At 61.0% G+C, this 23573-nt stretch carries 30 protein-coding genes; 20 read left to right on the top strand and 10 right to left on the bottom strand.

Features of this window, described 5'->3' with window-relative positions; translation table 11 throughout:
• Positions 1-19: 19 nt before the first annotated feature.
• Entirely contained in the window at positions 20-637 is a 618-nt protein-coding gene (locus ACRAWE_RS15120) for a hypothetical protein (protein ID WP_154747774.1), read from the bottom strand.
• On the opposite strand from ACRAWE_RS15120, the gene ACRAWE_RS15115 reads away from it, so the two are divergent.
• The gene (locus tag ACRAWE_RS15115) at positions 543-764 is read left to right on the top strand and encodes a hypothetical protein (protein ID WP_162136464.1); all 222 of its coding nucleotides are present in this window, start codon (positions 543-545) and stop codon (positions 762-764) included. The two genes, ACRAWE_RS15120 and ACRAWE_RS15115, sit on opposite strands and share 95 nt — an antisense overlap.
• Here the strand turns inward: ACRAWE_RS15115 and ACRAWE_RS15110 are convergent.
• Positions 744-1433 (bottom strand): ZIP family metal transporter, encoded by a 690-nt coding sequence (locus tag ACRAWE_RS15110; RefSeq protein ID WP_019454259.1) that lies wholly within the window; start codon positions 1431-1433, stop codon positions 744-746. The genes ACRAWE_RS15115 and ACRAWE_RS15110 overlap by 21 nt on opposite strands.
• 138 nt (positions 1434-1571) lie before the next feature.
• On the opposite strand from ACRAWE_RS15110, the gene ACRAWE_RS15105 reads away from it, so the two are divergent.
• Together ACRAWE_RS15105 and ACRAWE_RS15100 are read left to right on the top strand one after the other, a co-directional pair.
• Positions 1572-2354: a DeoR/GlpR family DNA-binding transcription regulator gene (locus ACRAWE_RS15105; protein ID WP_019454258.1), complete on the top strand. Its 783-nt coding sequence runs from the start codon at positions 1572-1574 to the stop codon at positions 2352-2354.
• Between the two features lie 2 nt (positions 2355-2356).
• On the top strand, positions 2357-2740 hold the full coding sequence (locus ACRAWE_RS15100; RefSeq protein ID WP_432525534.1) for a VOC family protein: 384 nt from the start codon (positions 2357-2359) through the stop codon (positions 2738-2740).
• Here the strand turns inward: ACRAWE_RS15100 and ACRAWE_RS15095 are convergent, their stop codons facing one another.
• Positions 2741-3649, bottom strand: a complete 909-nt coding sequence (locus ACRAWE_RS15095) for a LysR family transcriptional regulator (protein ID WP_211129665.1) — start codon at positions 3647-3649, stop codon at positions 2741-2743.
• A gap of 125 nt (positions 3650-3774) precedes the next feature.
• Between ACRAWE_RS15095 and ACRAWE_RS15090 the strand changes: the two genes are divergently transcribed.
• The 5 genes from ACRAWE_RS15090 to ACRAWE_RS15070 all read left to right on the top strand — a co-directional run bounded on the left by ACRAWE_RS15090 (position 3775) and on the right by ACRAWE_RS15070 (position 6750).
• Positions 3775-4656: a pirin family protein gene (locus ACRAWE_RS15090; protein ID WP_432525533.1), complete on the top strand. Its 882-nt coding sequence runs from the start codon at positions 3775-3777 to the stop codon at positions 4654-4656.
• A 117-nt stretch (positions 4657-4773) separates the two neighbouring features.
• Positions 4774-5400 (top strand): isochorismate family cysteine hydrolase YcaC, encoded by a 627-nt coding sequence (gene ycaC, locus ACRAWE_RS15085; RefSeq protein ID WP_004928476.1) that lies wholly within the window; start codon positions 4774-4776, stop codon positions 5398-5400.
• 154 nt (positions 5401-5554) lie between these two features.
• Positions 5555-5884 carry a hypothetical protein gene (locus ACRAWE_RS15080; protein WP_019454254.1) on the top strand — a complete coding sequence of 110 codons (330 nt, stop codon included), beginning with the start codon at positions 5555-5557 and terminating at the stop codon, positions 5882-5884.
• Positions 5885-5959: 75 nt separating this feature from the next.
• The gene (locus ACRAWE_RS15075; protein WP_432525531.1) at positions 5960-6412 is read left to right on the top strand and encodes a thiol-disulfide oxidoreductase DCC family protein; all 453 of its coding nucleotides are present in this window, start codon (positions 5960-5962) and stop codon (positions 6410-6412) included.
• An 86-nt stretch (positions 6413-6498) separates the two neighbouring features.
• Complete coding sequence (locus tag ACRAWE_RS15070) at positions 6499-6750, top strand: hypothetical protein (RefSeq protein WP_063918814.1); 252 nt, start codon at positions 6499-6501, stop codon at positions 6748-6750.
• Here ACRAWE_RS15070 and ACRAWE_RS15065 read toward each other — a convergent pair.
• The 3 genes from ACRAWE_RS15065 to ACRAWE_RS15055 all read right to left on the bottom strand — a co-directional run bounded on the left by ACRAWE_RS15065 (position 6741) and on the right by ACRAWE_RS15055 (position 9041).
• Positions 6741-7286 carry a GNAT family N-acetyltransferase gene (locus tag ACRAWE_RS15065; RefSeq protein ID WP_019454251.1) on the bottom strand — a complete coding sequence of 182 codons (546 nt, stop codon included), beginning with the start codon at positions 7284-7286 and terminating at the stop codon, positions 6741-6743. The genes ACRAWE_RS15070 and ACRAWE_RS15065 overlap by 10 nt on opposite strands.
• A gap of 97 nt (positions 7287-7383) precedes the next feature.
• Complete coding sequence (locus ACRAWE_RS15060) at positions 7384-8130, bottom strand: DUF2076 domain-containing protein (protein ID WP_432525530.1); 747 nt, start codon at positions 8128-8130, stop codon at positions 7384-7386.
• A 125-nt stretch (positions 8131-8255) separates the two neighbouring features.
• The gene (locus tag ACRAWE_RS15055) at positions 8256-9041 is read right to left on the bottom strand and encodes a helix-turn-helix transcriptional regulator (protein WP_074055262.1); all 786 of its coding nucleotides are present in this window, start codon (positions 9039-9041) and stop codon (positions 8256-8258) included.
• A gap of 117 nt (positions 9042-9158) precedes the next feature.
• On the opposite strand from ACRAWE_RS15055, the gene ACRAWE_RS15050 reads away from it, so the two are divergent.
• Positions 9159-9929 carry a class I SAM-dependent methyltransferase gene (locus ACRAWE_RS15050; protein ID WP_211129668.1) on the top strand — a complete coding sequence of 257 codons (771 nt, stop codon included), beginning with the start codon at positions 9159-9161 and terminating at the stop codon, positions 9927-9929.
• 56 nt (positions 9930-9985) lie between these two features.
• Here ACRAWE_RS15050 and aqpZ read toward each other — a convergent pair whose 3' ends face one another.
• Positions 9986-10681: an aquaporin Z gene (gene aqpZ / locus ACRAWE_RS15045; RefSeq protein WP_432525529.1), complete on the bottom strand. Its 696-nt coding sequence runs from the start codon at positions 10679-10681 to the stop codon at positions 9986-9988.
• Between the two features lie 427 nt (positions 10682-11108).
• On the opposite strand from aqpZ, the gene ACRAWE_RS15040 reads away from it, so the two are divergent.
• Positions 11109-12470, top strand: coding sequence for an esterase-like activity of phytase family protein (locus ACRAWE_RS15040; protein ID WP_211129669.1), 1362 nt, complete (start codon positions 11109-11111; stop codon positions 12468-12470).
• Between the two features lie 199 nt (positions 12471-12669).
• Here the strand turns inward: ACRAWE_RS15040 and ACRAWE_RS15035 are convergent, their stop codons facing one another.
• Positions 12670-13845 carry a low temperature requirement protein A gene (locus tag ACRAWE_RS15035; RefSeq protein ID WP_063918819.1) on the bottom strand — a complete coding sequence of 392 codons (1176 nt, stop codon included), beginning with the start codon at positions 13843-13845 and terminating at the stop codon, positions 12670-12672.
• 309 nt (positions 13846-14154) lie between these two features.
• On the opposite strand from ACRAWE_RS15035, the gene ACRAWE_RS15030 reads away from it, so the two are divergent.
• Both ACRAWE_RS15030 and ACRAWE_RS15025 read left to right on the top strand, forming a co-directional pair.
• Positions 14155-14439: a YdgH/BhsA/McbA-like domain containing protein gene (locus ACRAWE_RS15030; protein ID WP_019454243.1), complete on the top strand. Its 285-nt coding sequence runs from the start codon at positions 14155-14157 to the stop codon at positions 14437-14439.
• A gap of 241 nt (positions 14440-14680) precedes the next feature.
• Positions 14681-15238 (top strand): class I SAM-dependent methyltransferase, encoded by a 558-nt coding sequence (locus ACRAWE_RS15025; protein WP_025160073.1) that lies wholly within the window; start codon positions 14681-14683, stop codon positions 15236-15238.
• Here ACRAWE_RS15025 and ACRAWE_RS15020 read toward each other — a convergent pair whose 3' ends face one another.
• Positions 15239-15700 carry a GNAT family N-acetyltransferase gene (locus ACRAWE_RS15020; protein ID WP_019454241.1) on the bottom strand — a complete coding sequence of 154 codons (462 nt, stop codon included), beginning with the start codon at positions 15698-15700 and terminating at the stop codon, positions 15239-15241.
• Between the two features lie 217 nt (positions 15701-15917).
• Between ACRAWE_RS15020 and ACRAWE_RS15015 the strand changes: the two genes are divergently transcribed.
• The 4 genes from ACRAWE_RS15015 (at position 15918) to aroL (ending at position 20355) form a co-directional block, all read left to right on the top strand.
• Positions 15918-17033, top strand: a complete 1116-nt coding sequence (locus ACRAWE_RS15015) for an ABC transporter substrate-binding protein (protein WP_019454240.1) — start codon at positions 15918-15920, stop codon at positions 17031-17033.
• Positions 17026-19149 (top strand): TonB-dependent siderophore receptor, encoded by a 2124-nt coding sequence (locus ACRAWE_RS15010; protein WP_019454239.1) that lies wholly within the window; start codon positions 17026-17028, stop codon positions 19147-19149. The genes ACRAWE_RS15015 and ACRAWE_RS15010 overlap by 8 nt, the downstream gene beginning before the upstream one ends.
• Before the next feature lie 53 nt (positions 19150-19202).
• The gene (locus ACRAWE_RS15005) at positions 19203-19721 is read left to right on the top strand and encodes a GNAT family N-acetyltransferase (protein WP_019454238.1); all 519 of its coding nucleotides are present in this window, start codon (positions 19203-19205) and stop codon (positions 19719-19721) included.
• 109 nt (positions 19722-19830) lie between these two features.
• The gene (aroL, locus tag ACRAWE_RS15000; protein WP_063918821.1) at positions 19831-20355 is read left to right on the top strand and encodes a shikimate kinase AroL; all 525 of its coding nucleotides are present in this window, start codon (positions 19831-19833) and stop codon (positions 20353-20355) included.
• 36 nt (positions 20356-20391) lie between these two features.
• On the opposite strand, the gene ACRAWE_RS14995 is transcribed toward aroL, so the two are convergent.
• Entirely contained in the window at positions 20392-21132 is a 741-nt protein-coding gene (locus tag ACRAWE_RS14995) for a helix-turn-helix domain-containing protein (RefSeq protein ID WP_063918822.1), read from the bottom strand.
• A gap of 98 nt (positions 21133-21230) precedes the next feature.
• Between ACRAWE_RS14995 and ACRAWE_RS14990 the strand changes: the two genes are divergently transcribed.
• From ACRAWE_RS14990 to ACRAWE_RS14975, 4 genes are all read left to right on the top strand, one after another.
• Positions 21231-21635 (top strand): nuclear transport factor 2 family protein, encoded by a 405-nt coding sequence (locus ACRAWE_RS14990; protein WP_211129671.1) that lies wholly within the window; start codon positions 21231-21233, stop codon positions 21633-21635.
• A 47-nt stretch (positions 21636-21682) separates the two neighbouring features.
• The gene (locus ACRAWE_RS14985; RefSeq protein ID WP_004940491.1) at positions 21683-21883 is read left to right on the top strand and encodes a YaiA family protein; all 201 of its coding nucleotides are present in this window, start codon (positions 21683-21685) and stop codon (positions 21881-21883) included.
• A gap of 144 nt (positions 21884-22027) precedes the next feature.
• Positions 22028-22528: an RNA polymerase sigma factor gene (locus ACRAWE_RS14980; RefSeq protein WP_019454234.1), complete on the top strand. Its 501-nt coding sequence runs from the start codon at positions 22028-22030 to the stop codon at positions 22526-22528.
• A gap of 76 nt (positions 22529-22604) precedes the next feature.
• On the top strand, positions 22605-23558 hold the full coding sequence (locus tag ACRAWE_RS14975; RefSeq protein ID WP_019454233.1) for a FecR family protein: 954 nt from the start codon (positions 22605-22607) through the stop codon (positions 23556-23558).
• Positions 23559-23573: the final 15 nt, after the last annotated feature.

Genomic DNA, 23573 nt, shown 5'->3' with positions numbered 1-23573 from the left:
TTTTCTGCCCGGCGCCCGATCAGAATTGGCGATCGCCTATCGGCTGCAGCTGCAGGCTGCCGTCCTTTTGCAGCGATAGCGGCAGGCGCCAATCGCTCTGCTTATCCAGGTTGAACGGCCTGGAGCGGAACATGCAGCCGGTCTTGATGTTCTTGATTTTCATCACGTGTTCCGCATCCGCATTGATTTTCACCTCGAAGCTGCCGGCGGCCGGGATAAAAACTTCCGCCAGCTGTTGCGGCGCCGCCGGCGTTTCCAGCTTGACCAGCACCGCGAAACCGTTGTCCCGGTTGTCCAGCGTCAGCCGATGAAGGCCGGTGGCAGGCAGCTGAGTCGGCTGATGCAGATAGCCGGCTGACGCAGGCCAAGCTTGCCCGGCATTATCATGCAGCGGTCCGCCGCACTGCTCACGCGCTTCGCGCTGCGGCAGTTCGCGCTTGATCGCGCGGTTGTAATCGGTGGGCGCGGAGAGGCTGAATTCGTCGTCATACTGGTGGGCGCGCAGATAGCGCTTGGCGCCGAGCACCCCGACGGCAACCAGCATGAAGAACAGAAATATCCTCAGGCGATTTTTAAAAATCAGCCCAAACAGCTTCCCGGGTAATTGGAACAGCCACCTTGCGATCGTCAATAACATCGTTTTCCCTTTGCGCCCAAGCCGTTACGTCTGCGGTAACTTCGCTTGCCTCAGTATAGCCAAAGCGTTGCCACCGGGCGGCATGCGCCATGAAATTCCTGTTTTTTTACCCCAAACCTTCCTCTAACAGCAACAGCAGCAGGAAGCCGGCAAAGAACATCGCGGTGGCGAACGGGGTCTCTTTCCCGCCCTCATGCGCTTCGACCAGCAGCTCCTCGGTCACCAGGTAGAGCAGGGCGATCAGGCCAAAGGCCAGGAAGGCGGTCAGCCAAAATGCGCCCAGCATGGCCACCGGGGCCCCCAGCAGGCCGCCGATGGGCAGCAGCAGCGCCAGCCCGACGATCGCCGCCATGGCGCGCAGCCGTCTGCCGAGGAAATCTTTCAAATCGCCGACGATCGACAACCCCAGGAACAGCACCTCCAGCGTTAACGCCAGCGTCAACAGCAAACCGGCTTTGGCGCCGGCCGCGAAGGCAATGCCCAGCACCAGCCCATCGATGAAGATATCGACGCCGACTGCGGCGATAAAGCCGACCGGCCCCTGTGCCTTTTCGCCCAGCCGGCGAACTAACAACATCAACAGCACCCCCGCGGCACCGCCCAGCAATACGGCCACGGGCGACTGCTGTTTGAGATCGGGCAGGATCTCAGTGGCTGCGGCGGCGAAAACGATGCCGGCGGTAAAGTGATGGATGACGCGCATCGTGGCGTCGCCGGGGCGACGATAGAGCGCCACCGCCGCGCCGATGACGGTAGCTGCGGCGGGAAACAGGGTATAAAGCACGGCGGAGGTCATCGCGTAATAATCCCTTTATCTGTGATGTCTCTCTCAGTCTAGATGAGCGCCGTCGATTCAGCGTGGTGAAAAAATGTTTGTACGATTTTGTTCATTTATGTACATTTGTGATCACTTTAGCATCGGCGGGCTTATGTGATGTCCAAATTGTTACCGAATGAACGCCACCAGGCTATTCTCGAAACGCTCCGCCAACAGGGGCGGGTGCTGGCTCTGGAGATGGCGCAGCGGCTGAATACGACTGAAGCGACTATCCGTCGCGATCTGCGCCAGCTGGCGGCGCAAAACCTGTGCAAGCGCATCTATGGCGGCGCGTTGGCGCCAACGCCGGCCGATGGCCCGGTTGCGGCGCGCATGGCGCTCAGCGGCGATGAGAAGCTGGCGCTGGCGCAGACCGCGCTGGCGCTGATCGGCGAAGAACAGCTGATTTTCCTCGACGCCGGCAGCACTCACCTGTATCTGGCGGAGTTGTTGCCGCGCGATCGGCGTTTGACGGTGGTGACCAATGCGTTGAGCATCGCCGTGAAGATGCTGGAACGGCCGGGGATCCGCACCATTCTGATCGGCGGTGAACTGGATGAACAGGTCGGCGGCTGCGTGGACGCCAAGGCGGCGGAAGAGATCGACGGCTTTCATTTCGATCTGGTGTTCACCGGTATCTGCGCCTATGACCCGGACGGCGGTTTTTCCGCGCTGAGCTATCAGGACGCCACCTTCAAAAAGCGGCTGCTGAGGCGCGCCGGCAGCGTGGCGGTGCTGTGTACCCGCGACAAACTCAATACCTACGCCCCTTATCCCTTCCTGCCCGCCGGGCGGGTGGACCATCTGGTGACGGCGCGCGGCGCGCACCCGCAGCTCGAGTTGCAGGTGGCGCAGGGCGGCGGCCAGGTTTGGCACAGCGACTTATCGACCGGAGAATGATGATGAAAATAGCCCATGTTGCCCTGTGGACCCGCGACATCGACGCGCAGCTGACGTTCTGGCAGCGTTATTTCAACGGTGAGGCGGGCGAGGAGTACGTCAGCCGCAATCGGCCGGGGTTCGTTTCCCGTTTCGTCAGCCTGGCGGCCGGGCCGACGCTGGAGATCATGTGCGTGCCGACGTTATTGCCGGCGCAGGCTCAGGAGGAACGGGTGGGCTGGGCGCACATCGCGCTGTCGCTGGGGGATGAGCGGCAGGTCGATCTGCTGGCGCAGCGCGCACAGCAGGAAGGCATCTTGCTGTCCGCGCCGCGCTGGACCGGCGATGGCTTCTACGAGGCCGTCCTCCGCGATCCGGACGGCAACGCGATCGAAATCACCGCCTGATCACTCTTCTTCGATGCTGGCGAACTGCTCGCCCAGATAATCGAGCAGCAGCCGCACCGCCGGCAACAGGCCGCGGCGCGACGGGTAGACCGCATGCACCACGCCGCCCTGCGGCTGCCAGCCCGGCAGCAGCTGCACCAGCTCGCCGCGCAGCATATCGTCGCGCATCATCATCGCCGGCAGCTGAACGATGCCGGCGCCGGCGATGGCGGCGGTGCGCAGCATCAGCATGTCGTCGGTGACCAGCCGCGGCGTGTGCTCCCATTCCACCTGTTCACCCTGCGGGCCGGTCAGCCGCCATTGGTGCTGAGCGCGCGCCGGGCCGAGATCGAGCGTCGGGTATTTGCGCAGGTCTTCCGGCGTTTGCGCCGGCCCGAGAGTGCGCACCAGCGCCGGGCTGGCGGCGATGCACCAGGTGCGTTGCGCCAGGATCTTCAGCACCAGATCGCTGTCCTCCAGCGGTGGCGGCCGCACGCGGATCGCCAGATCGAGCCCTTCACCTACCACGTCCACCCGGCGGTTAGTGGCCTCCAGATGTACCGTCACCTTGGGGTAATCGGCCATAAAGGCCGCCACCATGCTGCCGACGCGGGTGTGCAGGATCGCTACCGGACAGGACATGCGCACCGTGCCGCAGGGTTCGGCGCGCGTCTGTTCGATCGCCTGCTGTGCCGCTTCCGCTTCCACCAGCATCGCCTTGCAGTGCGCATAATAGGTTTGGCCGATCTCGGTCACCGAGAAACGCCGCGTCGAGCGCTGGATCAGGCGCACGCCCAGCCGCTCTTCCAGCAGTGCCACGCGGCGGCTGAGTTTGGATTTGGGAATGCCCAACGCCCGGCCGGCGGGGGCGAATCCCTGGTGATCGACCACGCTGGCGAAGAAAAACAGGTCGTTCAGATCGGTCTGCATCGTAGCCCTTATCGTTCCACCAGTAGAACGCTGAGTGTACATCTTGCCTACTACTGCAGCAAACCCCGGCAGATTAAACTTCTGGCATCAACTTAAGGCCGTGAGGTCTGAAACGGGAGTTCAAGATGAAAAAAATCCTCGGTATTCACAACAGCCCGGAAGCGCACTGGGTCGGTAACGGTTTCCTGGTGAATTCGCTGTTCTCTTATAACGATTTGGGGGCGGAAATGAGCCCGTTCCTGCTGCTGGATCACGCGGCGCCGACCAAATTCCGCTCCGCCTCCGGCACCCGCGGCGTGGGTCAGCACCCGCATCGCGGTTTTGAAACGGTGACCATCGTCTATCAGGGCGAAGTGGAGCATCGCGACTCGACCGGCAGCGGCGGGGTGATTGGCCCCGGCGACGTTCAGTGGATGACCGCCGCCTCCGGCATCCTGCACGAAGAGTTCCATTCGCGGGACTTCTCGCGCAACGGCGGCACCATGGAAATGGTGCAGTTGTGGGTCAACCTGCCGGCCAAGGACAAAATGGCCGAGCCGGGTTACCAGACGCTGCTGAACGCCGACATTCCGGTGGTTCCGCTGGCGGACGGCGCAGGGCAGGTGCGGGTGATCGCCGGTGACTTCGGCGGCCATGCCGGACCGGCGCGCACCTTCAGCCCGCTCAACGTGTGGGACATGAAGCTGAATGCCGGCCACACCACCACGCTGACGGTGAAAGAAGGCCATACGCTGGCACTGGTGATGTTGCACGGCGCGATCCTGGTCAACGGCGAAGAAGTAGTGCGCGAAACCCAAATGGTGCGTTTCGACCGGGCGGGGGACTCGATCACTATCGAAGCCAACAACGACGTCGCGCTGCTGGTGCTGAGCGGTGAACCGATCGATGAGTCTATCGTCGGCTACGGCCCGTTCGTGATGAACAGCGACGCGGAAATCCAGCAGGCGTTCCGCGACTTCAACAGCGGCAAGTTCGGCAGCATGAAGGCCGAAGCGAGCGTCGGTTGATACCTGCGCCTGGGGCGGGAAGTGCTCCCTGGCTCAGGCGCTACACTTAAATCTCAATGCCCCGTCACACCGGCGGGGCATTTCATCCGCAACATCAAACCCCACAGGAGTAAAACCATGACTGCAAATTACAAACGCCTCGACAAGGACCAGGCTGCCGTATTGCTGGTGGATCATCAGGCAGGGCTGCTTTCGCTGGTACGCGATATCGATCCCGATCGGTTTAAAAACAACGTGCTGGCGCTGGGTGATTTAGCGAAGTATTTCAACCTGCCGACCATTCTGACCACCAGTTTTGAAAACGGCCCCAATGGCCCGCTGGTGCCGGAACTGAAAGCCCAATTCCCCGATGCCCCCTTCATTCCGCGTCCTGGCCAGATCAATGCCTGGGACAACGACGACTTCGTCAAGGCGGTGAAAGCCACCGGCCGCAAGCAGCTGATCATCGCCGGCGTGGTGACCGAAGTGTGCGTGGCATTCCCGGCGCTGTCTGCGCTCAATGAAGGTTTCGAGGTATTTGTCGTGACCGACGCCTCCGGCACCTTCAATGAACTGACCCGTCAGTCGGCCTGGAGCCGCATGGAGGCCGCCGGCGCGCAGTTGATGACCTGGTTCGGCGTCGCCTGCGAGCTGCACCGCGACTGGCGCAACGATATCGAAGGCCTGGGCACGCTGTTCTCCAACCATATCCCGGACTACCGCAACCTGATGACCAGCTACAACACGCTGACCAACGGTAAGTAACGCGACGGCCCTTTACCCAACCTTTCGCCTTTCATCACGTTAGACGCGGGATGTAAGCAAAGCGCAGCGGGGCGAAAAGGTAGCGAAAAGCGGCTTTCTCATTGGCCGGGGGCGGGGTAGCGTAATCCCGAACCCGGCAAATGAGGCTAATTCAATGAAACAAGCAATCAAGATCCTGGCGCTGCCCTGCATGGGGGCGGCGCTGCTGTTCAGCGCGAGCGCGATGTCGGCGCCTGAGAAGCCTGCGGCCAATGCGTTGCCGCCTTTGATGGACGCGCCGATGCGCATGCCGCCTTTCCCGGGCGGGCACCCGCCCAAGCCGGGTTTCTGCCGCGGCGGCGAGCTGTTCTGCGCCACCTCGGCCAGCGATAATCCGGTGGAGACCATCAACAAACTGACAGCGGTGATCCCGGCCGGCACCGCCAAACACTATGAAGTGCGCATCGCGGTAGTGGCCGTGCCTGACGCGCCGCCTGCGCCTTAACGGGCCTTGTCATCCCGCTCTGGCCCGTACGCTCAAGGCGCGTTAGGCTAAGGCGAGCGTTTATCGGGAGGCGGGATGACCCCTTTATCACAGCTGCCTTACCTCCAACCCGGCGATCGCGCGCTGTTGTTCGACGGCGAATGCAATCTGTGTCATGGGCTGGTGAGATATTTGATTCGCGCCGATCGGCAACGGCGCATTTTGTTGGCGACGGTGCAATCCGTCGAAGGACAGGCGATCCTGCAGGCGTTGGGATTGCTGACCGATCGTTTCGATTCCGTGGTCTATGTTGAGCAGGGGCGTTATTGGCTGCGTTCGGCGGCGTTGTTTCAGGCGCTGCGCCAATTGGCTTGGCCATACCGCGTGCTGGCGCTGGGGCGTTATCTGCCGTCGAAGCTGGCGGACAAGGTGTACGACGCGGTCGCCGGCAATCGCTACCGGCTGTTTGGCCGTAATGACGGCGCCGGTCTGCCGGGTGCCGATCAACCCGGGCGCTATCTGCCGCGGCGACGGGAACCGCCGGCCTGAACTTTACGCTTCTTTACCATCCAACCGCTTGAAATATCAGCACTCCAGCTCCATATAATGGAACGTTCAGCCAACAAGGAGCGCGTATGGGAATCAGTGAAGAAGAGCACATCCGCCGTTTGACCCAGGAGAAAAACGACATGGGCAATACGGCGAAATGGGTGGCGATCGTTTCCGCCGTGTACTTTGCCTTGATGGTATTTTACGGCCATCCGACCGGCGTGCTGGCGATGTCGGGCGCGGTGTTCATCGTCTCTGCCACCACCTGGTTGAAAAAACGCCAGAAGGTCAAATCTTATCGCCTGGCGTTGGCCAAAATCAGCGACGATCAGCCCTGATAGTCGCAGCGCCTTAGCGTATACACCAGGCTCGGCGCCGCGCCGGGCACGTCATCCAGCGTATCCGCCCGCTGCATACCGATCTTTTCCAGCACTCGCCACGATGCCTGATTCTCCGCCCGCACTATGGCGGAAATCTCCTCCAGCCCTAATCCGATAAAACCGTACCGCAATGAAGCGCGCGCCATTTCGGTGGCTAGCCCCATGCCCCACACGCGGGTGTCGAAGCGATAGCCGAGGTTCACGGTGCGCTGCGCGCCGAGCGGTTTCCAGGACAATCCGCCAAAGCCGATAATCCAATCCGGCCGTTCGCGCAGCGCGAGCGCCCAGGAGCCGTAGCCGTGTTGATGCCAGCCGGCGAGCCGGTCTTGCAGCGCCGAAGCGGCCTGCGCTTCGCTGGTAAGCGGGCCGGCGGGGTTAAAGCGCTGGGTTTGCGGATCGCCGAAGATGGCGTAGAAGCGTTCGAGGTCCGCCATCACCGGCGGGCGCATCTGCAGGCGTTCACTGAAGAACGGATCTGAAGGCGTAAAGCTCATCGTCGTTTCTCCTGACTGGATAAATGAACAGCGTTCACTGTAGTCCAGATCGGCGAAACGGGAAATCCCCCTCTCAGGGCGAGAGGGGGAACGGGTATTACAGGAAGGAATCGTCGTCGTCGTTGTAATCGTCGTCGGCGTAGTCCGTGTCGTCCTGATAGTTGGCGTTTTGGAAGCCGTTGTCCTGGTTCAGGAAGCTGCCGCCGTCGCCATTGTTGAAGGTATCAAGGTTGTTGGAGGCGTCGAAATTGCGCATCGCGCTGTCGTCCAATTGCGCCGGGGTCTCTTCGATAATGTTCACGATTTCCTGCGGCTGCGAATGGCGGAACATGCCGGTCAGCATGTCGGCCAATACCACGCCGCCGGCGACGCCGGCCGCCGTTTGCAAGGCGCCTCCCAGGAAGCCGCCGGCGCGTGAAGGCGCCGCCTGCTGAGGTTGGGCATAGGCAGGCTGCTGCTGCTGCGCGTAGCCCCCCTGCTGCGCGTTGTTCCAGGCCGCCGTATTTTGCTGCTGCGCCTGATACTGTTCACGCGGGCTCGGCGTGCTGCGGTTGCCGCCGCCGAACAGCCCGGCCAGGAAGCCGCCGCTGCTCTGCTGGCCGTTGGCGTTTTGCTGCAGCTGCGCCACCTGGGCCTCGAGCTCTTTGACCCGCTGGTCCATCTGCTTGAGCGCCGCTTCCTGAATGATCATCGCCTGCGCCATGTAATAAGGGGCGGAAGGTTGCTCGCGAATATGCTGATTGATTTGCTGCTCTGCCTGGAGATCCCGTGGGCCAGTCTTGGTCTCGGCTTCTTTCAGGCGGCCAAACAGACCATCGATAAGGCGTTGTTCTTCGGATTGCATAGGAGTACCTCAGGAGATAAATAACGGTGCTGGATGATCACTATCATCGGTAACAATCACCCTAGCGCGTTTGCGTGAACCAATAAATAAATGGTGGGTAAACCTGTCTATGAATTTGTTACCAATTACGGCAGCGGGATCAGCATCACCAGCTTCAGGCCGCCGTGTTCCGCCGGGTGAAAGGTGAGCTGGCGATAGCGCAGCGCGCCTTGCTGAGGATGCTCGAAGGTTCTTTCGCCGCCTTCGCGCGCCATCACGTCATGCTGCTTCCACCAGTGATTAAAGTCCGCGCTGTTGTGCGTCATGTTGCGCACAAAGGCGCGCATCTCTTCGGTATTTTGATGATGGCTGGTCTCGGCGCGAAACTCGGCCACCACGCGGCGCGCACGTTCTTCCCAATCGCTGACCAGCGTTTTCGCCAGCGGGTGGAAGAACATGAAGTGCAGCAGGTTGGGGCTGTTGGCCGCATCCAGCCAGCCGCTGAACAGCGTCGCCGCCTGCGGGTTCCAGGCGACGACGTTCCAGGTCACGTCCAACAGATAGCAGGGCACCGTCATCTGATGCACGCTTTGTAGCACCGCGTCATTGGCGGTTTCGCGGTGCGTTTCCTGCTCAGGATCGGCGACGCGCGCCAGGGTAAACAGATAGTGGCGTTCGGCGGGGCCGAGCCGCAGCGCCCCGGCGATGCGCGCCAGCGTGAAGGGGGAAATGGACACCTCGCGCCCCTGTTCTATCCAGGTATACCAGGTGGCGCTGATGCCGCTGATCTGCGCCAGCTCTTCGCGCCGCAGGCCGCTGGTGCGGCGCCGTGAAGAGCTGGGCAGGCCGATCATTTCCGGCGTGATGCGTTCGCGGTGCGCGCGCAGAAACGCACCGAGGGCTTTTGGCCCGGATAAGGCTTCTGATGACATTGCATGGTACCTATTTATACCAGAATAACTGCTCATATTGTACCCGTATATCAGCCTGATTATAGTAGCCGAAAGCCTTCAGGCACAGGCGCAAGCCGGATAATAACGGGAGCAAACATGAGCATCAGCAACAGTCACAAAAACGCGGTAGACCGGCAGTTCGGCGAGCAGGCCAACGCTTATTTAACCAGTGCGGTGCATGCGCAGGGCAAGGATTTGCAACGTCTCACGCAGTTGCTGGCGTCGCACGCCGACGCGCGCCTGCTCGATCTGGGCTGCGGCGCCGGGCACGCCAGCTTCACGGCGGCGGCCAGGGTGGCGCAGGTGGTGGCCTACGATCTGTCGGCGCAAATGCTGGCGGTGGTGAAGCAGGCGGCGGCGGAAAAAGGTCTGGGCAACATCCAACTGCAACAGGGGGTGGCGGAGTCGTTGCCGTTTGAGGACGCCAGTTTCGATCTGGTGATCAGCCGTTATTCGGCGCACCACTGGCACGACGTTGGCCAGGCATTGCGCGAAGTGCGGCGGGTGCTCAAACCGGGCGGCAAAGCGATCTTTATGGACGTGGTTTCGCCGGGGCATCCGCTGTTGGATATCTATCTGCAAACCGTGGAAGTGCTGCGCGATACCTCGCACGTGCGCAACTATGCGCCGGGCGAATGGCTGACGTTGCTGACCGAGGCCGGGCTGGTGGTGCGTGAGGTGACGTCGGATCGGTTGGTGCTGGAGTTCGGCAGTTGGGTGGCGCGTATGCGCACGCCGGCGCATTTCGTTACCGCGATCCGCGCGCTGCAGCAAAGCGTGTCGCAAGAGGTGGCGGCGCATTTCGCCATTCAGCCGGACGGCTCCTTTACCAGCGATATCATGATGTTTGAAGCGACGAGAGGCTGAAAGCAACGGGGCAGCCGATAAAGGCTGCCTCGCGAAACGCTATCGACAAGATGCGCTTATTTTTTGTCTTCCAGCAGGCAGCGGTAGATCAGGCCGCCGATAATGCCGCCGACCAGCGGCACCAGCCAGAATACCCACAGCTGCTGCAGCGCCCAGGTGCCCTGGAAGATCGCTACGCCGGTGCTGCGCGCCGGGTTGACGGAGGTATTGGTCACCGGGATGCTGATCAGGTGGATCAGGGTCAGCGTCAGGCCGATCGCCAGCGGGGCAAAGCCTGCCGGCGCGCGCTTGTCGGTTACGCCGTGAATAACGATCAGGAAGAAGGCGGTGAGCACCAGCTCAATCACGATCGCGGCTTGCAGAGAATAACCGCCTGGTGAGTGTTCGCCGTAACCGTTGGAGGCGAAACCGCCTACGGTGGCGTCGAAACCGGCTTTGCCGCTGGCGATCAAATACAGCACCGCCGCTGCGGCGATACCGCCGATGACCTGAGCGATAACGTAAGGAATAACGTCTTTCGCCGCGAAACGGCCGCCGGCGAATAAGCCGACGGTGACCGCCGGGTTAAAATGCCCGCCGGAAATATGGCCGACGGCATAGGCCATCGTCACTACGGTCAGACCGAAAGCGAGCGCGACGCCGAGGAAACCAATACCCAGCTGTGGGAATGCCGCTGCTAATACTGCGCTACCACAACCACCAAACACCAACCAAAATGTGCCAAAAAATTCAGCAAAAAGTCGCTTTGACATAGATTCCATCCTGCGGAATAGACTAACGGGCGTTAGCACTAAAAACTATAGAACAGCTTTTTCAGTTCATGCAGATATTCTATAGAATTTTCTTAATGCACCTTGAATAACGGCGGTATTAAATCCCCGGTATTTTATTTTGTCTATGGGAAAAACACCGTTTTTCACCGCGCCGGCGCGCGTTTGCCGATTTTTTTATCTTCGCTATGAGAATTTACCCTAAGCGAAATGACGGGCTATTTCCGGGCATTTTTTTCCAGCGGTTTTCTCCATTCAATACGCTCGGGTTAATTGCTAATTTCTATTTGCCAGCCAATCATATTGCCTGTTTTGCATTTGACGAAGCGCCTATTGTCATCTAAGTGTCATGCTAAATTAATATCGTCTTCTGCCTGACAATGCTTCATTCAACCTCGGGTAAAAAAACATGAAAATAAAATCGCTCTCCCTGCTGTTGGCTTCACTGTTTCCTGTATTGGCTCATGCTGCTGATATTGAGGTGGCGCGTTATGTGGTCGGCTTCCCCGGCGGGGAACGCGTCGCCTATCAGGGGGCGTTCGCCAAAAATTTCCCGCAGGGATTGCCGGTGGGAATTGGCTCCGGGCTGACGTTCAACCGGAAACAGGGCGACGATCTGGTGCTGACGACGCTGACCGATCGCGGCCCTAATGCCGATGCCCCGGCGGTGGGCAAGCAAGAAGCCAAGATTTTCGCCAATCCGCAATTCACGCCTCTGTTGATGGACATCCGCATCGGCGGCGGCAAGGCCGTGGCCGAGAATGCACGGCCTTTGCATGACGAAAAAGGGCCGATTAGCGGACTGCCGCTGCCGAGCGAGCTGATTGGTTCCACGAACGAAGTGGCGTTGAATGACGCATTGCAGGCGCTGTCGGGTGATCGCCGCGGGTTGGATACCGAGGGCATTACCAGTGACGGCAACGGCGGTTACTGGCTGTGCGATGAGTACGGCCCGTTTCTGATCCATATCGACGGCAAAGGTAAAATTCTCGCCAAATACGGCCCAACGCCACAGGCCGGCGAGCAGGCGGTGGCGGGCGGTTTGCCGAACATCCTGAAGTGGCGCCAGCCTAATCGCGGTTTTGAGGGGCTGACCCGGATGCCGGATGGGCGCATTTTGGCGGCGGTGCAGAGCACGCTGGATGTCGATGGCAAAAGCAAAAACAAGGCGCAGTTTACCCGGTTGGTGAGCTTCGATCCGCGCAGTGGCAAAACCGCCATGTACGGCTATCCCATCGATGTCGACAGCTATAAAAAAGCCAAAGACGCCAAGATTGGCGATGTGGTGGCGTTGGACAATCAGCGCATCTTGTTGATTGAACAGGGCAGCGGCAAAGACAAAACGATGATCAACAAAATCTACCTGGTGGACCTCGCGCAGGCCAGCGATCTGAGCGCGTTTGACGGCCAGGGGAAAGCGCTGGAGTTCGACGACGCGAAAGATCTCGCTAAACGCGGCGTGAAGCTGGCGCAGAAACGGGAAGTGGCGGATCTGCGCCAGTTGGGCTGGCGTCAGGAGAAAGCGGAAGGGTTGGCGCTGATCGACGATCGCACGCTGGCGGTGATCAATGACAATGATTTCGGCTTGCAGGCGAAGCTGGTGGATGCGTCGCCAAAGAGCAAGAAAATCGGCGACTATCAGCTGGAGAAAGAAGGGCGGTTGAGCCTCGACGGCGACAAGACCAACGCCCGCATCGAATTGCGCCCGCTGGAGCAGCCGGAATCGCTGAGCGAGCTCTGGGTGCTCACCTTGCCGCAACCCTTGCAGTGACCGATATCGGGGGCAACAGCGCCCCCGTCAGACCGTTGACAAAGGAGGAAAAAACGTGGTTTTTCCTCCTTTGTGGCCATCATCCGAAAATCAATAAATTGATTTTCCTTGTTTTTTATCCGCTGCTCTTTGCAAACCCGGCAATGGCATGAGTTTTGTCATCAATCTCACAGCGGGGGCGACAGCGCCCCCGTTTGCTTCAGGCTTCCGCCTGCCGCTGCGGCGCTCTGCCGCGCGAGATGCTCTCCCACACCGCCACCATCACCATGATCAGCGTCGTCAGGCCATTGACCATCAGCAGATCGGTTAAATAGGCGAAAGGGGCCAATACCGCCAGCGCCAGCAGCCCGACCAGATGCGACAGCGGGAAACGGTGATACACCAGCCGTTTGTACAGCGCATTGGCGAGCAGGTAAATCGCCGGGCCGAGCAGCAACACCGCCGCCGTGGCGTGTTGGATGCGGCCGTCGGGATGGGCGATCACCAGCTCGTTGGCCACGGCGCAGACGATGATCGCCCCCACCAGCGCAACGTGGACGTAATGGAAGTAAGCGCCCAGTTGGCCGGGGTTTTCCGCCTGGCTGATGGCGTGGCTGCCGGCTTTGCTGCTGGTGTCGAAGTAGACCCACCACATCGCCAGGCTGCCGAGAAAGGCCACCAGCGAGGCGATAAGCACCGGCGGGCTCCAGCTTTCCATCTCGCTCAGGGTGGCGCCGGTGATCAGAATGGTCTCCCCCAGCGCCACGATCACGAATAGCTGGCAGCGCTCCGCCAGATGGTGGCCTTCGATGGTCCATTCGCTGCTGCTGTCCGAGCGCCCCAGCACCGGCAGACGGAAACCGAACATCGGCGAGACGTATTCGCACAGTACGGCGATCGCCCACAGCGCCGGGCGCGCGCTGCCTTCCGCCAGCCCGCCGGCGATCCAGAAGACGGCGGAGATGCACAGCCAGCCGAGGATGCGGCGAAAGTTTTGCTTTAACGGGTGGCCGGGCTCCAGCAGGCGCAGCACGGTAATGGAACGCCCGACCTGGATGGCGACGTAGAACAGGGCGAAGATCAGGCCGCGTTCGCCAAACGCCTGCGGCAACGCGGCGGCGGCGAACAGCCCCAGCAGCATGATCGCGAACAGCAGCAGGCGGATCTGACGGGTATCCGGGTTAAACCAGTTGGTGACCCAGGCGGTGTATTGCCAAGCCAACCAGACGGCGAACCACAGCAGCAGGGTTTCCAGCGCCCCGGTCAGCGTCAGGTGATGCAGCAGATAGTGGGAGAGTTGGGTCACGGCGAAAACGTAGATCAGATCGAACAGCAGCTCAGAGAATGAGACCGAAGCGCCATGACCGTCACGCACGCGCAGCAGGTTTTGCGACATAAGCGTTCTTCCTTAAAAGGGTAAGCCACAAAATCAGCGTAGCTCAGCGCGCTCCGGCGGGTAAAAAATCTTAAATAGCGACGGCGCCCATTCTTTATCTCGCACCGTCTTTAATTGTTCATCAAATAGGGGTAAGGTGAGGTCTATAAAGTCATTCCCGCCTGAAAATACACACTCGCTCTCACTTCCTCCTTATTCTCCTCACAATGATTGATGTTCTTTACGTTGCATGACGTCCGTTTTCATTGGCTAGCGGATAATTAACATCACTGACCACGAGCTAATAAACAAGAACACCTGGAGTCAATCATGAAACTTATCCCAAGCATCGCAGCAGTCTTGATCGCCGCCGCCTCATTCTCCACTTTCGCCGCGCCGCTGTCGTCGGTGAAACAGGTTAACAGCGAGCAGGCCGCCAATCTGCAAAGCCTCGGCGTGGTGTCGGTTTCCGGCATTAGCGGTTCACCGCATGACGCCATTCACGCCCTGAAAGAAAAAGCCGCGGCGGACGGCGCCAGCCATTACCGCATCATCGGTCTGGACACCCCCGGGGACTCCAGCAACTGGCGCGGCAATGCGGAAATTTATCGCTAAGCGTTGACTTTTTACCCTTTGGCCACGGCAACGTGGCCAATAAAATAAACGGTCGTAATAATTATCTGGTAAGTCGGCGTATAAGCGGCTTATTTTCAGGTCATTATTACGACCGTTTTTATTTGTGCCGCTGCCGCGGAGGTTGCATTTGATTACAACTGTGTTCGCCGCTTTCGGAATCATGTTAATGAAGACTTAAGAAATTCGGTTCACATTGGGGGCTTAACCCAAGGAGGCCTCAATGTTAAATGCGACCCGGCTACAACTGATGAATCACTTCGCTTACCTGCAGCAATTTATGGCTTCACCGCGCACCGTCGGTACGCTGGCGCCTTCCTCCCCGTGGCTGTGTCAGGCGATGTTGAACCAGGTGGAGTGGACCCGGGCGCTGTCGATCGCGGAGCTGGGCGCGGCGGACGGCGTACTGACCAAACGCATCCTGGGGCGGATGCGCGCCGACGCGACTCTGGAGGCTTTCGAGATCCAACCCCATTTCGTGCATCGGCTGCGCGGGATTGACGATCGGCGGCTGCAGGTGATGGCCCATTCGGCGACCCGGATGGCCACGGATTACGACGTGGTGTTTTCCTGTCTGCCGCTGCTGTCGATCCCGCTCAGGATCAGCGCGCGCATTCTTCAGCAGGCCCGGCAACGGCTGCTGGCGCGCGACGGCACGTTGGTGCTGTTCCAATACAGTCACCTGTCGGAAAAATTGCTGTCACGCTATTTTCACTGGAAACGCCTGCGGGTAGTGCGCAACTTCCCGCCGGCGCTGGTGTATGTTTGTACCCCGCGTTAACTACAGTTTCTTCGCCATCACCACCACCTCTTCGTCGTGCTGCCGGCGGCGTTCAAGGGGATGCCAACCCCAGCCGGCGTACAGCGCTTCCGACTTGTCGGTGATCAGATGCAAGACGGGATGATGGCGCTGCCGCGCCGCCTCGACGATCGCCATCTCCAGACGGTGGGCGATGCCCTTGCGGCGGTGATCGGGATGCACGAAGACGCCGGCCAGCCACGGGGTGAGGTCCTGGCGCTGATGATCGTCGCTGGGCCACAGGCTGGCCATGCCCACCGGGCGATCGCCGTCGATCATCATCAGCGTCAGGTGATCGTCGCTCGGCCGGCTGCATTGGGCGAAGCGCAGCTGGGTGCGCTCCAGCGAGCCGCCGCGCTGTGAGCCCCACTGGCCGAAGGCCCAGGCGGCGCACACATCGGCAAACTGCGGGCAATCCGACAGCGGAATGATGCGTTGAGTCATGGATGTCTCCCGATTCTTTTCTGGGTTCCTACCCCATTTAACCTATTTTTCGGCCATTTTTTTAACTTTTTAAAGCCGTTCTTTTAGCGGTTTCGCGGTGTTTCGCCCCGCGTCCGGCGTCGTTTCCCGGATTTCTTTTGGCAATCGCGGTGCAGGATTGCAAGTGCTAATGAGAGTGATTATCATGCGCACACTATTTCTCCGTTTCGGCTCAATCATGCGCAATTCCCTCATTTTACTGCTGCTTTCCCTGTGGTTCGGCCTGTTCCCCGCCCAGGCGAAAACGGTCACCGACATCACCGGCCGTCAGGTCGTGGTGCCGGATAACCCGCAGCGTATCGTGCTGGGAGAGAGCCGCATGCTGTATACGCTGGCGCTGCTGGAGCCGGGCAACCCGGCGCAGCGCATCGTCGGCTGGCCGGCGGATCTGGCGCGCTTCGATGCGCAAAGCTGGCAGCTTTATACGCAGAAGTTTCCGCAGATCGCCGCGATCCCCGTTATCAGCGGCAACAATTTTCGCCAGGTCAATATCGAAAGCCTGCTGCAGCTGAAGCCGGATCTGGTGATCCTGGCGCGCTACGCGCGTGAAGACGGCGACAACGATCTGCTGGTTTCCGCGTTGAACAAGGCCGGCGTGGCGGTGATCTATGTCGATCTGCGCATCGATCTGCTGAACAACACCGTGCCGAGCGTGCGGCTGCTGGGCGACGTGCTCAATCGCCAGGAGCGCGCCGAGCAGTTCATCGAATTTTATCAGCAGCATATGGCGGTGATTCAGCAACGGCTGGCGGGCTATCAGGGGGCGAAACCCAAAGTGATGCTGCATCTGCATCTGGGGCGACGCGACACCTGCTGCACCACCGCCGCGCACGGTAATCTCGGCGATCTGCTGACCTTCGCCGGCGGTGACAACATCGCCAACGCCAGCGTCAAAGGCGTGTATGGCGAACTGAACCCGGAAACCATTCTGAGCGCCAATCCCGACGTTTACCTCGCCACCGGCATGGCCGGGCCGCAGGGCAAACGGCTGTCCGACTTGCGCCTCGGGCCGCAGGTCAGCCCACAGGAGGCTGCCGCCAGCTTCCACCAGTTGATCGCCAAACAGCCGATGCTGGCCAGCCTGCAGGCGGTGAAAAACCACCGTGCCTGGAGCGTCTGGCACAATTTTTACCTCAGCCCGTACCACGTGGTGCTGGTCGAGATGTTCGCCAAAGCGTTTTACCCGGATCTGTTCGCCGACATTAACCCGCAACAGACCTTCCAACAGCTGTATCAGCAGTTTTTGCCGTTACCTTTTTCAGGGACCTATTGGAGTCAGTTAGATAATGAATAACAACAAGCGCGGTTGGTGGTGCGCATTGCCTTTGGCGGCCTGCGCGACATCGCCGACGTGGGCGGCGGAAAAAGCCGCGTCGCAGGACGAGAACCTGGTGGTGATCGGCCGTAAAGACGCCGACGGCGTGCAGAGCTATCAGCCGTTGACCAGCGTCACCGGCACCCGCAGCGAAACCAACCTGCTGAACGTGCCGCAGGCGATCGACGTGGTGCCGCAGCAGGTGATTACCGATCAGGCGGTCAGCAGCCTGGACGAAGCGTTATACAACGTCAGCGGCATTACCCAGGCCAACACGCTGGGCGGCACTCAGGACGCGGTAATGAAGCGCGGCTTCGGCGACAACCGCGACGGCTCCATTCTGCGCGACGGCGTGCGCTCGGTGCAGGCGCGCAACTTCACGCCGACCACCGAACGGGTGGAGGTGCTCAAGGGGCCGGCCTCGATGCTGTACGGCATGGGCGAGCCGGGCGGGATGATCAACATGATCACCAAAAAGCCCCAGCTGCAGCAGCATACCCACGTGGAGGGCTGGGGCAGCAGTTTCAACGGCGGCGGCGGCCAGCTCGACGTCACCGGGCCGCTCGGCACGTCGGGATTCGCCTATCGGATGATCGTCGATCACGATGAAACCGACTACTGGCGCAACTTTGGCCGCAATCGTCAGACGGTGATCGCGCCCTCGCTGATGTGGTACGGCGAGAACACCACCGTGCGGCTGGCCTACGAGCATATGGAATATCTGGTGCCGTTCGATCGCGGCACTATTATCGATTCGCGCACCGGCAAACCGGTGAATACGCCGCGCGATCGCCGTTTCGACGAGGCTTACAACGCCACCCGCGGCGATCAGGACAGCGTCACTTTGCAGATCGATCAGACGCTCAACGAGCGCTGGAAAAGCTCGCTGACCTACGCCTATAGTCGCAACAGCTACAGCGACAACCAGGCGCGCGCCACGGCGTTGAACCCGGAGAACGGTAAATTGAGCCGCCAGGCCGATGCGACTGCCAACGCCGTCAGTCATGCCAACGCGGTGCAGCTGACGCTCAATGGCGACGTGGACTGGGGCAGCATCAACCACCAGATGCTGTTCGGCTTCGATTTTGAGGATAACCGCACCTACCGCGGCGACATGATCCGCGGCAAAAAGAACGGCGATTTCAATATCTATCATCCGGTATACGGCCTGATGCCGCCGTCGACGGCGGTCAGCGCCAAAGACAGCGACCAGCGGGAAAACCTCACCAGCTACGGCTGGTTTATGCAGGATTCTATCCAACTGACCGATAAATGGCTGGTGATGGGCGGGCTGCGTTACGACGCTTTCGACGTCTATGCCGGCAAGGGGCGGCCGTTCCAGACCAACACCGACAGCTCGGACGGCAAGCTGGTGCCGCGCGCCGGGGTGGTGTACAAGCTGACGCCTTATGTGTCGCTGTACAGCAGCTATACCGAGTCGTTCAAGCCGAACTCCTCCATCGCCACCCAGATCGGTTCGCTGCCGCCGGAGCAGGGCAAATCCTGGGAAGTCGGCGGCAAGCTGGCGCTGCCTAACGGCGTCACCGGCACCCTGGCGCTGTTCGACATCACCAAGCGCAACGTGATGGTCAATGAGCTGGTGGAGGGCGAAACCGTGACGCGCACCGCCGGGCGCGTGCGTTCGCAGGGCGTGGAGCTGGACGTGGCCGGCAATCTCACCGATTCGCTGAGCCTGATCGGCTCCTATGCTTATACCGACGCCCGCGTGGTGGACGATCCGGACAACAAGGGCAAAGAGATGACCAACGTGGCGCGCCACACCGCCTCGCTGTTCCTGACCCAGAACCTGGGCAGTCTGGGCCTGTACAGCGGCGATGAGGTGCGCATCGGCGCCGGCGCGCGCTATGTCGGCCGCCGCCCGGGTGACGCCGCCAACAGCTTCTACCTGGATAATTACACCGTTGCCGATGCGTTCGCCGCTTACACCATGCCGATCAACGGCTATCGGGTGAAATGGCAGCTGAACGTGAAGAACCTGTTCGATAAAACCTACTACCCATCCAGCGGGGGCAACTTGCGCGTGGCGGTGGGGGAGCCGCGTGAGGTGGTGCTGCGCGGCAGTATCGATTTCTAAGCCACGGGCGGTGAAATTTGCTTAAATAACCGCCCCAACGTTAAGGAGAACGCATGAGCCTGCAGATTCGTTTGGCGCAGCAGCGGGATATCGCGCATCTGATGGCGGTTGAACGCTCGGCGGCGCAGCTGTTTCGCCAGCAGCCGACATGGCGCTTTATCGCTGAAGGCGAGGTGATGACCCCGCAACAGCACGCCGCATTTATTGCCGATCGCCGTGAATGGCTGGCGGAAAGCGACCACGGCGAGTGCGCCGGTTTTATCGCCGTGCAGGCTCAGGGGGAAGATTGGCACATCGCCGAATTGTCGGTCGCCGGCACCTGGCAGCGGCAGGGCGTCGGCCGCCGCCTGATCGGGGCGGTGGCGGAAGAGGCCAAACGGCAAGGCGCCTGTCGCCTGACGCTCACCACCTTTATTGACGTGCCGTGGAATGCGCCTTACTACCGGCGGCTGGGATTCCGGCCGCTTGAAGGCGCGCAACTCACGGTCGCCCTGCGGCGGCATCTGGATGAGGATCTGGCGCATGGCTTTGCCGCCGGCAGTCGCTGTGCCATGGAATTTACACTATCGTAAATATTGAAATACAGAGCGGGCAGGGTATGATGCTGCCACCACGCCATCGCACCCGTTCGGTATTTTGGTATGCAATGCACTCAAGTCACCGTATAAGGGACAACCCGTAATGACACAAACCCTGTTCATGGTAGGCGCTCGCGGAGCCGGCAAGACCACGGTAGGCAGCGCATTGGCGCTGGCGTTGGGCTATCAGTTCGTCGATACCGATCTGTTTATGCAGCAGGCGGCGCAGATGAGCGTGGCGGAAATGGTCGAGCGCGAAGGTTGGCTGGGGTTCCGCCGCCGCGAGACTATCGCGTTGCAGACCGTGACCAAACCGTCAACCATAGTTGCCACTGGGGGCGGCGCGATCCTGGCGGAGGAGAACCGTCAGTTTATGCGTCAGCATGGCACCGTTATCTACCTGCGCGCGCCGGCCAGCGTGTTGGCGCAGCGGTTGGAAGCCTATCCGGAAGATGCGCAGCGCCCGACGCTCACCGGCAGGCCGATCGCCGAGGAGATGCTCGAGGTACTGGCGGCGCGCGAAGCGCTGTATCAGGACGCCGCGCATTACGTGATGGATGCGGCGGCCGATCCGCAGCGGGTGGTGGAACAAATCCTCGCGGTGCTACCGCGTGAGACGGTGAAATAACCTTTTCTTCTCTTCGGGCGCCGTGCGCCCGTTTCCCTATTCCGTTAGCCGAACTGCCGCAAAGTAGGCGCCGGGCGTGACGCCGAAGCGGCGGCGGAAGGCGGCGATATAGGCGCTGACGTTGTCATAGCCACAGGCGTCGGCCACCTCGCCGACCGCTTCGCCGCGTGATAATCCCTCCAGTGAACGCAATACCCGCGCCTGCTGGCGCCACAGCGCGAAGCCGATGCCGGTTTCCTGCAGAAAGCGGCGGCTCAGGGTGCGCGGGCTGAGCCCGGCCCAGACGGCCCAGTCGCGCTGGCTGCGCAGGTTGGCGGGATCGTTCAGCAGCGCGCGGGCGATGTTCAGCAACCGGGCGTCCTGCGGGAGCGGCAGTTGCAAAGGGGCGCCGCTCGCCGCGTGCATTTCGTCCAGCAGCACCTGCAGCAGCCGCCGTTGCGGCGCACTCAGCGGGCCGGCAGGGAACTGCGCGATGCGTTCCACCAGCGCCTGCAACAGCGCAGAGGCCGTGAACAGCTGCGGCTGCAGCGGCATCTCCGGCGCGCTTTCCACCGGCAGATACAGACTCCAGCCCGCCACATCGCCGCAGGCCAGCGCCTGATGGGCGCACCCCGGCGGCAGCCAGCCCAGCGTGCCGCCGGTGATCGCCCATTGCCGGCCGGGCAGTTCCAGCGCCAGCATGCCGCGCGTCAAGAGATAGATCTGGCCGCCTTGGTGCTGATGCCAGGGCGTCAGGTGCTTTTTTTCATGCTGAAGGCGTTGGCTGCGGATCTGCATCGTGTTGGCCGTTTAACGTTATTGAAAGTCCTGATACGGTTATTATGCCATCACCCGACCGAGATAGGATCGCCATTCACCCTATTCGGAGAAACGTGATGACTCAACTTACCCCATTGAATCTGGTGCTCGATACGCTGCGGCAGATCGTCGCCAACCCGGAGCATCGGCCGGCCCAGCTCGCCGCCCGCTTCAGCGCGGACTACCGCCAGCAGGTGGATGGCAAGGTGCTGCACTTCGAGCAGTTTGAGCAGCATATGGCGCTGCTGAAGCGGCAAACCCGCCGCATGACGCTGAGCATCATCGCGGCGGCGGAGCAGGGCGAGGCGGTGCTGACCCACCATCTGGTCGAGGTGGAAAAGCGCGACGGCACCTGCAGCCGCGTGCGGGTGCTGGCGCACTTCACCGTGCGTGAAGGCCGCATTTGCGCCTGCGAAGAACTGACCGAGCTGCTGGCGGGCGATCCCAGCGATCGCGATCTTGGCTCGCGCGTGTCGGAATGAGGGCGGCTGCTATACTTGCTACTGTGTGAAACACACGGGAGAACGGCATGCGCGAAAATGATCAACCTGCTTATCCACGGAGTGCCCGCGTCGTAGAGGTGTTTCGAGGCGACCCGAACCTGCATCTGCGCCGCTTTGAGGTGCGCACCGACGACATTGAGCCGAATACGTTGCTCAGTGAACATGAAACCGAGCAGGAAGCGCTCGACGCCAAGCATCGCTATGAAGACGAGGCGTTAGAGCTCTGACCTGCAGCCCAGCGGAAACCGGCGTCAGGCCGGTTTCCTGTTTATCCCCGCCTTAGCACATATTTCCCAGAACAATATTGATAATGATAATCATTTATGTGATTTTTATCGCCCCTATTGGGTGTTTCACTTCTGGGAAAAGAGATGTCCAATTCCGAGTTGCAGGCGCTGTTTCTGCGCCATATGCGGCCGCTGCAAGCCTACTTGAACGCCAAACTGCGCGACCCTCAGCTGGCCGCGGATTTGGCGCAGGAAAGTTTTACCCGCCTCACCGAGCAATACCCGCAGGGCAATATTCTCGATATCGAGGCTTACCTGTATAAAACCGCCAAGAATCTGATGCTTGACCATCTTCGGCAACAGCAGCGGCGACAGACTGATGCGGTAGAGGATGACATTCTGGCGCAGTATCCCTCCGGCGAACCGGCGCTCGAGCAGCTGGCGATTGACAGCCAAATGCTGCAGCTGTTGCAACAGGCGCTGGCGGGCATGCCGCCGCGCACGCAGCAGATTTTCCGGCTCAACCGGCTCGACGGGCTGACCCAGGCGCAGGTGGCGGCTCAGCTGAGCGTATCGCTCAGTACGGTGGAGAAGCATCTGGCCAGCGCGCTGGAGCGGCTGATGACGTTGATGGACGATCAATAATGACAATTTTTTTACGGGTTTATCCGCCTTCAGACGTCTTAACCTATAACCAGAAAAAACAGGGGTCTATGCCATCATGAATCCGCTAACCGCGCAGTCGCGGCAACAGGCGGCCGCCTGGGCCGTGCGCCTGGCCGAAGGGGCGCTGGCCGCCGACCAGCGGCGAGCGTTGGAGGCCTGGCTGGCCGATGATCCGCAGCATCCGGCGGCGCTGCGTCAGGCTCGCTTGCTGTGGGCGACGCTGGGGCAACTGCCGCCAGAACAGCGACAGGCGCTGCAGCCGCAGGTAGCGGCGCTGAAAACGCCATTTCGCCGTAGAGGAGCCCGCTGGGCGATGGCGGCGGCGGTGGCGATCGCCGTTTCCTTCGGCGTTTATCGCGGGCCGGATATATGGATCGGCATGCAGGCGGATTATCAAACCGTTCGCGGCGAGGTGCGCGAAGTCACGTTGCCGGACGGCAGCCGGGTGGCGCTGGACAGCGGCAGCGCGATCGCGCTGGCCTATTCCGCCAACGAACGCAAGGTGCGGCTGCTGAGCGGCGCTGCCTATTTTATCGTCGCACCGGTGAACGGGCCGGAAAAGCGCCCGTTCAGGGTAGAGGCGGAAAACGGCGTCACCCAGGCGCTGGGCACCGAGTTCAGCGTGGCGCGCACCGGGCAGGGCGTCGACGTCAGCGTGCATCAGCACAGCGTGCGGGTGACGCTCGAGCGCGGTGAGCGCTCGCTGGTGGTCGCGCAACGCCAGGCGGCGCATTACCGCAGCGGCCTGCTGTGGCTGACGCGGCAAACGGCCGGCGATGATGCCTGGCGGCGCGGCTGGCTGGTGATCGACCGCCAACCGCTGACGCAGGCGCTCGCGCAGCTCAACCGCTATCGCGAGACGCGCATCGTGGCTGTCACCCCTGCGCTGAGAGCGCGCACGGTAAGCGGCGTGTTCGCGCTCAATAAACTCGACGACGGTGTCAGCGCCATTCGTCAGGAACTCGCCGCCCGCCAACTGAATCTCCCCGGCATCACGCTGCTTTACTGAGCGGCGCAGGTGGGC

The sequence above is a fragment of the Serratia sp. BFP-2025 genome (genome assembly GCF_050880365.1).
GTDB lineage: Bacteria > Pseudomonadota > Gammaproteobacteria > Enterobacterales > Enterobacteriaceae > Serratia > Serratia surfactantfaciens.
Note: the sequence above shows the minus strand (reverse complement) of the source record. Positions and strands in the feature narration are given on the sequence as shown.